Genomic DNA, 9,330 nt, shown 5'->3' with positions numbered 1-9,330 from the left:
AATCAGTGGACGTTTAAAAACGGATTTGGTGGTCGATTAAAACCGAAATAGCCGGTCGGCTGACTCCGAAATATGCAAGAGAGAGTCAGCAAAATTGATAAGTGATAAAATCCTTGTCTTTTTGGCAAGCTGGCACCACGCATCAAGAGCTATAACCATTGAGTCAAAATCACGCTCACACCACAAAGCTTGTAGTTGCTCTTTAAGCATATAAATGGTGCAAAGTGTCTTATTACTTTCAAGTAAATCATCCAATCTATCTGACTGTTTATCATTTAATTTAGGTGCATTCTTAAGGAGGAGAAACAACGTGCCTTTAAGCATCTTTTTTTCTTGATGTGTACCATTTCTAAACGCTTTATTTCGTTCTTTTCTAATCAGTAACGAGTAGTTTTGCATCACATGGAATCGGTCAAAGACAATGTCCGTATTTGGTAGGACCTTCCTCACTGCTGACTGATAGGACTGGCCCATATCCATAGATACAGCTTGGATCCCTTCTTTAGTTTTCGGCGATAACTGCTCTAAAAAATGAATAAGAACGTTGGCTGTCCTGCCATGATCTACCCATATTAGGTGACCTGATATGAGGTCATAAACAACCGTCATGTAGTCATGCCCTTTAGCGCGAGCGACTTCATCTACGCCAATGTGAACCAAGTTTTTTAACTCACTAGGGGTAAGCGCTGGAAGAGTAGAAAGAAGGACTGTCTTATCAATCTTCTTCACAGTCTCCCAACGAATACCAAGGTGTTTAGAAACTGCTTGAATACTCATATAACGGCAAAGCCCGCTAATAAAGTGACAGAAACGTGTCGTATACCTGCCTCCTTTAGCAACGAAACCTGTCGGTTCGATAAATCGTCTTCCATCTTCGCTACGAGCTTGAGCAAGTTCGATATCAACATGACAAACTCGACCGGAAACAGGCAGATCATGAATGCGACGTCGGATATAACGATTAACAGTACAAGGTTTGCCTGTCACTGAATCGTGAAGCTTATATCTCTTATCTCGACGACACTTCACTCGCACAATTTTGGTGCTTTCTTCGATAGAAACGGAATCAATACATTGGCCAGGAAAGCTAAAGAGAGTTGAAGTCAATGACATAAGGTACGACAGAGTTCTGTTAACAAAATAAACGCTGTAAAACATTACGTTAAGTTGCTTCTGTTAACAAACTGAGACTCACCTAACCGGAGAAGAGCCGCTCACATATGGCAAATTGGTATGAACAGAATACGAATGAGTAGAAGCACTAACAAGAAAAGGGGCGTGCGACGTGAAGTCGTATGAAGCGCTGTTCACCGCTTAATGAGTGAACCATCTGTATCACCAGATGAACCTAGGAGCCTGAATAAAGTAGCGGCTCTGACAATGTAACGAAGAACGGGGGTCATACCGTTCGGGGTCGAAATCGTGAGAGGACGACCCTCCTGATAACCACAAATCGGGTGAGTGCTAGGTAGCCAGTATGATGAACATATGTGAACCTGCGTAAGGGGCGTTATCCTTGCAAACAGCGGAAGTGGTTAACACGCTGTAGCCAAAAGGCACGAGAGTTGGAAAGAGATTGCCCCATGCTCTTTCGTGATCGTTAAGCTCTCCGCTCCATAGCAGGCATCTACCCTGACATTGCGCGACATACGGAACACGGTAAGCCTGTATCACTCCCTCTGGGAAAGCCTACATAGCCGATAGTGATGCAGGTATAGGAGGTCGGAGAAAGCAAAGGCTGCATTGTAACGATGCAGATACAGACTCATGTCTGAGCACGAAAGTGCGCCCACTTCCGACTGGTCTCCCGTTGCGAGAGAATTTCGAAGAACTTTATTCAAGGAGAAACGCAAATGATGGTCTCAAAAGAGATTAGTGCCTCTCCTGACAGCGCTCAATGGAAATCCATAAATTGGAAAACCGTTGAATCCCATGTTTTAAAGCTTCAGATGCGTATCGCAAAGGCAACGAGAGAAGGTAAACACGGCAAAGCGAAAGCGTTGCAGTGGATACTGACTCACTCGCGTTCAGCAAAGCTTCTTGCTGTTAAGCGAGTATCACAAAACAAAGGCAGTAAAACGCCTGGAATTGACGGCGTTATCTGGAATACGGATACGCGCCGCATGAAAGCTGTCAGTCAATTGAGCAGAAAAGCTTATCAAGCCAAACCGCTCAAGCGTATCTACATCCCCAAGAAAAACGGCAAGCTCAGACCACTTGGTATCCCCTGCATGGTCGATAGAGCGCAGCAAGCGCTTCATCTTCTTGCACTAGAGCCAGTATCAGAAACACTTGCAGACCCTAACAGCTATGGATTTAGACCAAACCGCAGCACTGCCGATGCAGTCGCGCAGTGCTTCAAGTGTTTGGCTCTAAAACGATCCGCTGAATGGGTTCTTGAGGGAGACATCAAATCTTGTTTCGACAAGATCGGCCATCAATGGCTTCTTGATAACATCGCTGTAGACAAGCGTATGTTGGAACAATGGTTAAAGTCTGGCTTCATGGACAAAGGGCTGTTTTATCGCACTGACGAGGGCACACCACAAGGAGGGATCATATCTCCCACCTTGATGCTAATGACTCTTGCAGGGCTTGAGCAGTGCATAAAGTCCACTGCACTCAAAAAGGGTGCTAGAGCCAACTTTATTGGATATGCCGACGATTTCGTCGTCACTTGCGCTTCAAAGGAAGTGCTGGAGAACGATATCAAACCGTTGATTACTGATTTCTTAGCGGAAAGAGGCTTAACACTCTCCGAAGAGAAAACGCACATCACTCACATCAACTATGGCTTTGACTTCTTAGGTTTTAATCATAGGAAGTACAAAGGGAAATTGCTCATTAAGCCGTGCAAATCCAATACATTGACGTTCTTAAGTAATCTGCGTGAACTCATCAAAAAGCACGTAACCCTTCCAGTGAATGATCTTATCAAACTGATAAATCCGAAACTCAGGGGATGGTCGAATTACTATCGACACTGCGTCGCGAAACAGATATTCGGATATGTAGGCCACAAGCTATTCCATGCGTTATGGCACTGGGCTAAAAGGCGTCATCCAACAAAATCTAGAACTTGGATCGCGCTTAAATACTTCATCAATCGAAAAGGCCAATGGCAATTTCACGGTTGGCAGAAGATCATGGATATGGATTGCCAGTTCAATCTCTTCCAAATAGCCAAAGTGCCTATCGAGAGACATGTGAAAATCCGAAATGCGGCGACACCATTTGACCCTCAATATCAAGAATACTTGGCGAAGAGAAAGTCCAAAAGGCAAGCTCGCAACTCTTGGAATGAACCTGCTCCAACTGCTCTATAAGTTGCTGGGTATCAAACGATGCTTTTGTGGAGGCTTGAGCCGTATGCAGTGAAAGTTGCACGTACGGTTCTTAGGGAGACGGCACTTGGTAACAGGTGTCGTCCACCCGACACAGACTTTTCAAAAGCCAAGAAAAGCCTGTATCAATGCTTCTAGCAGTCTGTTTGCTCTGAGAGCCTTAGGGCATCTTCTAGTTCAACTCCAAGGTAACGAATGGTGTTATCTAGCTTCGAATGCCCCAGTAAAATCTGTACCGCCCTAATGTTTTTCGTTCTGGCATAGATCAAGGTAGCTTTGGTGCGACGCATAGAATGTGTCCCATAATAGTCCGCATTCAACCCAAGTTTTACAGCCCAGTCCCTGATAATCGAACGATAAAATGAATAGCTGATAGGTTGCCCTTTGCGGCGGCCACTGGGAAACAAAAAGCTACTCGTTTCTAGGGAAGCTGAATAGATCCAGCGACTGATACTTTGCTGCGTTCTCGGAGTGATTTCATAGTGAACATCGGTGCCTGTTTTTTTCTGGATACATTGCACCCTTTCATGGATCACTCCTTGCGAAGATACATCGTGTACATGCAGCTTTAGTAAATCACTCGCTCTCAGTTTGCTATCAATGGCTAAGTTTAATAGTGCAAGCTGCATCAAGTCGTTTTCAAGCTCAAGTCGAGTTCTTATTCGCCAGACCTCTTCTAGCTTGAATGGCCTTTTGATGCCACTACATTTCCCTGAAGATAACGTTCTCATGTTGACCACCTCTCTGATGTTATTGGTCAACATAAAGTTTGGTAGCCGCCCAAGACCGATTACTAAAACCATCGTGGATAAATTGGGTTTAATTCAAAAGCACTAACTGGTAAAACACGGATTAGATAATGTACAAATAGTCGCGTTAACTCTTAAATGCGTTTGTCGGAAATTTTGCACAAAGCTTTAAGATATGAAATTCTGTTTGTGTAGTTGCTCGAATAATTTCTGTACAACTAGTGAACATTTGGAAATATCACTAAATCCTAACCAAGATAACTCTTCTATTTCTGAGTCTGGAGCTAATGTTCCTGTGTATTTGGCTTGATAACACGATATTTTGACCATTGTTCCTTCAGGCTTTCCATCTGCCTGAGCTTCTAAAGCACCAAAAAAGGACAGTGTCGTTGTATCTAAATCGACAGTTAGTTCTTCCTTAATTTCCCGCACCAAAGCCTCTTCATCACTTTCACCTAAATCTCTTTTACCACCTGGTATATAGAAAGTCGATTTGCCGATTGAACGCGCACATAGCACCTTTCTATTTTCAATATGTAACCACGCTAGTTTATCTATTTTTTGGTTCATGTTGACTCTCAATTAATGATTATATGCCTAACAGTGTATTATAAAAAAATCAGTATACGTCAGAGCGATAATTAGTTTATCTCGATACTTTTATTTCTTTTGCTCTCTGGTCTTGACCGCGCTTTGTGACTAAGACACTAATCAGGATACACAAAATGCCAAATAATGGAGTGAGTTCTGCACCATTGCTGAAAGCATCCCAAACAACCCCAGTCAGCAACTGACCTCCAATAACGAGTAATACAGTCAGCGTTGCCCCGACTTTTGACAATACATAGCTATTAAGGGCGACAAACAAAGCGCCCATAACACCGCCAAGCCAGGCTGTCACAGGAGCGTCCATGATAGTCTTAACCGGAACAGAAGATGTAAAATATACGATAAGACTAAGAAAAATAAAGCCTACAACATGATTCCAAAATGATGCATTAAATACACTGGTATCCTGACTAAGTCTTCCATTAAGGATTCGGCAAAAACTAATACAACAACCGTTCAATAGGGCAAGAAGAATTACCATCGTCATCATTATCCCCTCCCGAATAATGTCATTAAGCAACCTGCTACCATCAGCATTAATGCCATACCATCATTAATATTCATTGTGCGTTTGGTCAAACCGAACAGGCCAAGGGTATCGCAGACAAATCCAAACAGCACTTGGCCTGCCATGATTAATGCGATTGATCCAGATAAACCCAGTGGACTATTAACAGTAATAGCAGCCAAAATCACAGTGAAAGCGCCTGGTATTCCACCTAAGTAGGCCCAAATTGGGGTTTCAGATTTGGGTAATAAAGATATTTTCTCCCCAAATAAGACACTGGCTATCATTAACACTGCAAGGGAAATCACAGCACCAACCCCGTGTGCAACCCAGGATGCAAGCAAGGGGGAGCTAAAAAATGCCATTGTGCTATTGAGTGCAATCATACTGGCGAGCGTTACTCCTCCTGCCAGCGCCAGAGACAAATGAAATGGTTGAGTTTTCATACAATTTTTCCAACGATTTTCTGTTGGCATGCAATATATAGAGTTTCCTTTGATTTGATAATCCGTTATATTTTGAACACTTTGTTTCCCCTAGGTTAACAATAAAAGATGGATACATTTTCAGCCATTCCCATATTCACTGCCGTTGTCGAACTGGGCAGCTTTTCAGAAGCGAGCCGCAAGCTCGGTATAACCAAGTCAGCTGTAAGCAAGCGAATTAGCGCACTGGAGACTCACCTGGGTGCCAAGCTTATTCAGCGGAGACTCGGAAACTAAACTTGACTGAGGCTGGAGAGCAATATTACAGCTACATCCATAAGGCTAAATCCTTGGTCGATGAAGGTGAGGACGCTATTAGTAGTCTTCAGGGCACCCCCAGAGGGCACCTTAAAGTGAGTATCCCTATGGTGTTTGGGCATCTGCATATTGCCCCTTTACTAAGTGAGTTTTTACATCGTTTTCCAGATATAAAGCTGAATTTATCGATGGATGACAAAGTCGTAGATTTAGTTGAAGATGGATTAGATATGGTACTAAGAATCGGTGCTTTGTCTGATTCAAACTTAGTGGCACGTAAGTTATCACCGTGTCGCAGTGTGCTCTGCGCATCACCTGGATACCTTGAAAAATACGGAAACCCTGAAACGCTAAACGACCTAAAACAACATAACTGTTTGTACTATTCCTATTTCAGATCTGGCATGGAATGGGCTTTTGATGGCCCCTGTGGCCTAGAGCGAATCAAACCAGAAGGCAATATTCAGGTAAATAACAGCAAGGTTCTGAAGCAACTAATGCTTGATGATGTTGGTATCTGCCAAATGCCACTTTTCCTTGTTGAACAGGAGTTGGCCAGCGGCGCTCTAATTACAATATTGGAGCAATACCGGTTGCCCGAACACGGCATATACGCTGTATACCCCGAACGAGCATTTATGCCAGCAAAACTCAAGGTATTTCTTGATTATTTAGAGCAAAAATTGAGTCAGAAGGTAAGCGCCCCATAAACCCCGCATTCAAATAGAGTGATGAGCCTTTTATGATCTTAATTCCGAAACATGAGGAGACAAGATCATGGCCAATCGACGTAGTGACCAGGAATGGCTGGCAATATTCCAGCAGTATGAAAGTAGTTCCCTGACTCAAAGAGAGTTCTGCCGACAGAATAAAATCAGCACCTCCACTTTTTTCGCTAAACGACGTCTGCTGCAACTCTCCAGTGAAAACCGTCATAGCGGATTTATCCGAGCTGAAGTGATTGAACAAAGCACCCACTACCAAATTGCTAAACCTGTAGCGGCGAATATGACGCTCAGTTTTAACGATATTGAGCTGAGCATTCCGCAGGGTACACCTGCGGTTTATTTGGCAGAGCTTATTGGCGCTCTCCAGTCATGAAAGGGTTAATCAACCCTCCTGCCATTTACTTGTACCGTGAGTTTGTTGACTTCCGCAAATCTATCAACGGCCTGGCGGCGCTGATCGAATCTGAAACTGATTTGTCTTTAGACTCAGGGGCGCTGTTCTTGTTTACCAACAAACAGCGCGACAAAATGAAGGTACTCTACTGGGATAACACAGGCTTCGCCCTTTGGTACAAGCGGCTGGAAAAAGACAAGTTTAAGTGGCCATCCAGGGAGAAACATCAGGTCTTTACCCTAAGCGCTGAGGAGTTCGAACTCCTGTTGTCTGGCTTCACGATTATCGGCCATAAACCCATAGAAATACAGAGCTTTACAATGAGTTAGCCATCATAAAAGTCAGATGTATCGGGCAGTTATGAACCATTTTTAGTATAATGGGTGTCATGAAAAAGATGCCCGATATTAACCCTGACAGTCAAGATGTTGCCGAGCTTCAAGCGATGGTAAAAGCCCTGATGGCTGAAAAGGCATCTCTTCTTGAGCAGTTTAAACTGGCTATCGACCGCCAGTTCGCCAAACGTGCAGAAGCACTCAAGCCGTATGACGAAGCGCAGGGTGACCTGTTCAATGAGGTTGAGTGCGAAGCGGTTGCCCCAGAGCAGGAAGAGGTAATCACTACCACAACGACCAAAAAAGCACGTGGTAAACGCAAGCCACTTCCAAAAGACCTGCCACGTGAACGTATCGTTCTGGACTTGGCTGATGAAGAAAAAGTCTGCTTATGTTGTCAGCATCCGCTGCATAAAATCGGTGAAGATAGCAGTGAAAAACTCGAGTTCACGCCTGCTGTATTAAAAGTACTGGAATATGTGCGCCCTAAGTACAGTTGTCGCCAGTGCGAGAGGGAAGCGGATAAAGTCAGCATTAGCCAAAAACCTGTCCCCGCCAGCCTGATCCCAAAGAGCTTCGCCACTGAAAGTCTGCTGGCCAACATCATCCTCGGTAAATACCAATACGCGTTGCCACTGTACCGCCAGGAAAGCCTGTTTAAACAATCTGGTATTGAGTTATCCAGAACCACGATGGCACGTTGGGTGATGCAGGTCAGCGAGCACTTTACTCCGCTTTATCAGGCGCTACAAAAGCACCTGCTGGAACAAGTGGTGGTTCAGGCGGATGAAACGCCACTCAATGTACTGAAAGAAGACAAACAGTGTTATATGTGGGTCTACTGCTCGGGCGCTGACTCACCTGAAGCCGCATTAAAAGATGTCAAAAATATCGTCTTGTTCGACTATCAAAACGGTCGTTCGAGGGCGTGTCCTGTTGCCTTCCTTGGCGAGTACGACGGCTATCTACAAACGGATGGTTATAAAGCCTATGATGGACTGCCAAAGGTTAAGCACCTGGGCTGTCTGGCTCACGCCCGCCGTAAGTTCATGGATGCCAAGAAGCTGCAAGGTAAAGGCAAGACAGGCAAAGCAGATGTCGCCCTGGCGAAAATCCAAAAACTGTATGCGTTAGAAACGCGTCTGAAAGGTAAAGCTGCCCAGGAGCGATTGACAGAGCGGCAGAAACTGGCGAAACCAATGCTTGATGACCTGCATAAGTGGCTGGCATCGCAGAAAGTGGTGGGTTCAAGCCAGTTGGGTAAGGCAATTAAATATACGACAGGTCAGTGGCCGAAACTGGTTCGGTATGTAGAAGATGGTCACTTATCTATCGACAATAATCGAGCGGAACGTGCAATCAAATCCATGGTTATCGGGCGCAAGAACTGGCTCTTCGCCGATACGCCTAAGGGGGCGGATGCCAGTGCAATGCTCTACAGCATCATCGAAACGGCCAAAGCCAATGATCTTATCCTTTACGATTACCTCGTCCAGTGTATGAAAGAGATGGCCAAGCCTGAACCAGATATCGAATCACTTCTTCCCTGGAACTACTCACATTAATATTACGCCCGTGGGATCATGGGGCGCATACGTCAGAAGGGTCAATTTTGGTAATAACATTGAATCTCCTAAATCATAGAACCGCATTAATTAATAAGCATTTCCGTAGATATAATTAGTGGTGAGCTGTAATGCTCATTTGGGAAGTCAGCGAGCTATGATGCATGCCTACACTCTGTAATGTCACATTAGCTCAGGTATCATGAGCCATAATTAACAGCCTATTAATGAGTTTCAACTCTAACTGAAAAAGGGGCATAAGTGTGCCAGAGTATGCGTGTCATTACTGAGGGAGCATGACGGGATAAATACCAACCGATTCTGTCATGCTCTTATATTCTAGTTCTCATGTTGC

At 44.4% G+C, this 9,330-nt stretch carries 8 protein-coding genes and 2 pseudogenes; 5 read left to right on the top strand and 5 right to left on the bottom strand.

Features of this window, described 5'->3' with window-relative positions; genetic code table 11:
* Positions 1-75 precede the first annotated feature (75 nt).
* Positions 76-1,113: pseudogene (locus Q0852_RS22925) on the bottom strand (ISL3 family transposase); the annotation flags it as partial.
* Between the two features lie 740 nt (positions 1,114-1,853).
* Between Q0852_RS22925 and ltrA the strand changes: the two are divergent.
* The gene (gene ltrA, locus Q0852_RS22920; RefSeq protein ID WP_265700822.1) at positions 1,854-3,326 is read left to right on the top strand and encodes a group II intron reverse transcriptase/maturase; all 1,473 of its coding nucleotides are present in this window, start codon (positions 1,854-1,856) and stop codon (positions 3,324-3,326) included.
* A 152-nt stretch (positions 3,327-3,478) separates the two neighbouring features.
* Here the strand turns inward: ltrA and Q0852_RS22915 are convergent, their stop codons facing one another.
* The 4 genes from Q0852_RS22915 to Q0852_RS22900 all read right to left on the bottom strand — a co-directional run bounded on the left by Q0852_RS22915 (position 3,479) and on the right by Q0852_RS22900 (position 5,656).
* Complete coding sequence (locus Q0852_RS22915; protein WP_299022569.1) at positions 3,479-4,075, bottom strand: tyrosine-type recombinase/integrase; 597 nt, start codon at positions 4,073-4,075, stop codon at positions 3,479-3,481.
* A 186-nt stretch (positions 4,076-4,261) separates the two neighbouring features.
* On the bottom strand, positions 4,262-4,663 hold the full coding sequence (locus Q0852_RS22910) for an NUDIX domain-containing protein (RefSeq protein ID WP_299022567.1): 402 nt from the start codon (positions 4,661-4,663) through the stop codon (positions 4,262-4,264).
* A gap of 76 nt (positions 4,664-4,739) precedes the next feature.
* Positions 4,740-5,192, bottom strand: a complete 453-nt coding sequence (locus Q0852_RS22905) for a DMT family transporter (RefSeq protein WP_299022564.1) — start codon at positions 5,190-5,192, stop codon at positions 4,740-4,742.
* On the bottom strand, positions 5,192-5,656 hold the full coding sequence (locus Q0852_RS22900) for a DMT family transporter (protein WP_299022562.1): 465 nt from the start codon (positions 5,654-5,656) through the stop codon (positions 5,192-5,194). Before Q0852_RS22900 ends, Q0852_RS22905 begins: the two co-directional genes overlap by 1 nt.
* A 108-nt stretch (positions 5,657-5,764) precedes the next feature.
* On the opposite strand from Q0852_RS22900, the pseudogene Q0852_RS22895 reads away from it, so the two are divergent.
* The 4 genes and pseudogenes from Q0852_RS22895 to Q0852_RS22880 all read left to right on the top strand — a co-directional run bounded on the left by Q0852_RS22895 (position 5,765) and on the right by Q0852_RS22880 (position 8,975).
* Positions 5,765-6,663: pseudogene (locus Q0852_RS22895) on the top strand (LysR family transcriptional regulator).
* Positions 6,664-6,730: 67 nt separating this feature from the next.
* Positions 6,731-7,054, top strand: a complete 324-nt coding sequence (locus Q0852_RS22890; protein WP_299022560.1) for an IS66 family insertion sequence element accessory protein TnpB — start codon at positions 6,731-6,733, stop codon at positions 7,052-7,054.
* A complete protein-coding gene (gene tnpB, locus Q0852_RS22885) occupies positions 7,051-7,404 on the top strand; it encodes an IS66 family insertion sequence element accessory protein TnpB (protein WP_299022559.1) in 354 nt (117 codons plus the stop codon). Before Q0852_RS22890 ends, tnpB begins: the two co-directional genes overlap by 4 nt.
* 59 nt (positions 7,405-7,463) lie before the next feature.
* Positions 7,464-8,975: an IS66 family transposase gene (locus tag Q0852_RS22880; RefSeq protein WP_299022558.1), complete on the top strand. Its 1,512-nt coding sequence runs from the start codon at positions 7,464-7,466 to the stop codon at positions 8,973-8,975.
* Positions 8,976-9,330 lie beyond the last annotated feature (355 nt).

The sequence above is a fragment of the uncultured Photobacterium sp. genome, from assembly GCF_947502415.1.
GTDB lineage: Bacteria > Pseudomonadota > Gammaproteobacteria > Enterobacterales > Vibrionaceae > Photobacterium.
This window is presented reverse-complemented; position numbering and strand designations above follow the sequence as displayed.

Excerpts from the sequence above, each read along its gene's own strand:
- ltrA (WP_265700822.1), top strand. The coding sequence starts at position 1,854 with ATGATGGTCTCAAAAGAGATTAGTGCCTCTCCTGACAGCGCTCAATGG.
- Q0852_RS22915 (WP_299022569.1), bottom strand. The coding sequence starts at position 4,075 with ATGAGAACGTTATCTTCAGGGAAATGTAGTGGCATCAAAAGGCCATTC.
- Q0852_RS22910 (WP_299022567.1), bottom strand. The coding sequence starts at position 4,663 with ATGAACCAAAAAATAGATAAACTAGCGTGGTTACATATTGAAAATAGA.
- Q0852_RS22905 (WP_299022564.1), bottom strand. The coding sequence starts at position 5,192 with ATGATGACGATGGTAATTCTTCTTGCCCTATTGAACGGTTGTTGTATT.
- Q0852_RS22900 (WP_299022562.1), bottom strand. The coding sequence starts at position 5,656 with ATGAAAACTCAACCATTTCATTTGTCTCTGGCGCTGGCAGGAGGAGTA.
- Q0852_RS22890 (WP_299022560.1), top strand. The coding sequence starts at position 6,731 with ATGGCCAATCGACGTAGTGACCAGGAATGGCTGGCAATATTCCAGCAG.
- tnpB (WP_299022559.1), top strand. The coding sequence starts at position 7,051 with ATGAAAGGGTTAATCAACCCTCCTGCCATTTACTTGTACCGTGAGTTT.
- Q0852_RS22880 (WP_299022558.1), top strand. The coding sequence starts at position 7,464 with ATGAAAAAGATGCCCGATATTAACCCTGACAGTCAAGATGTTGCCGAG.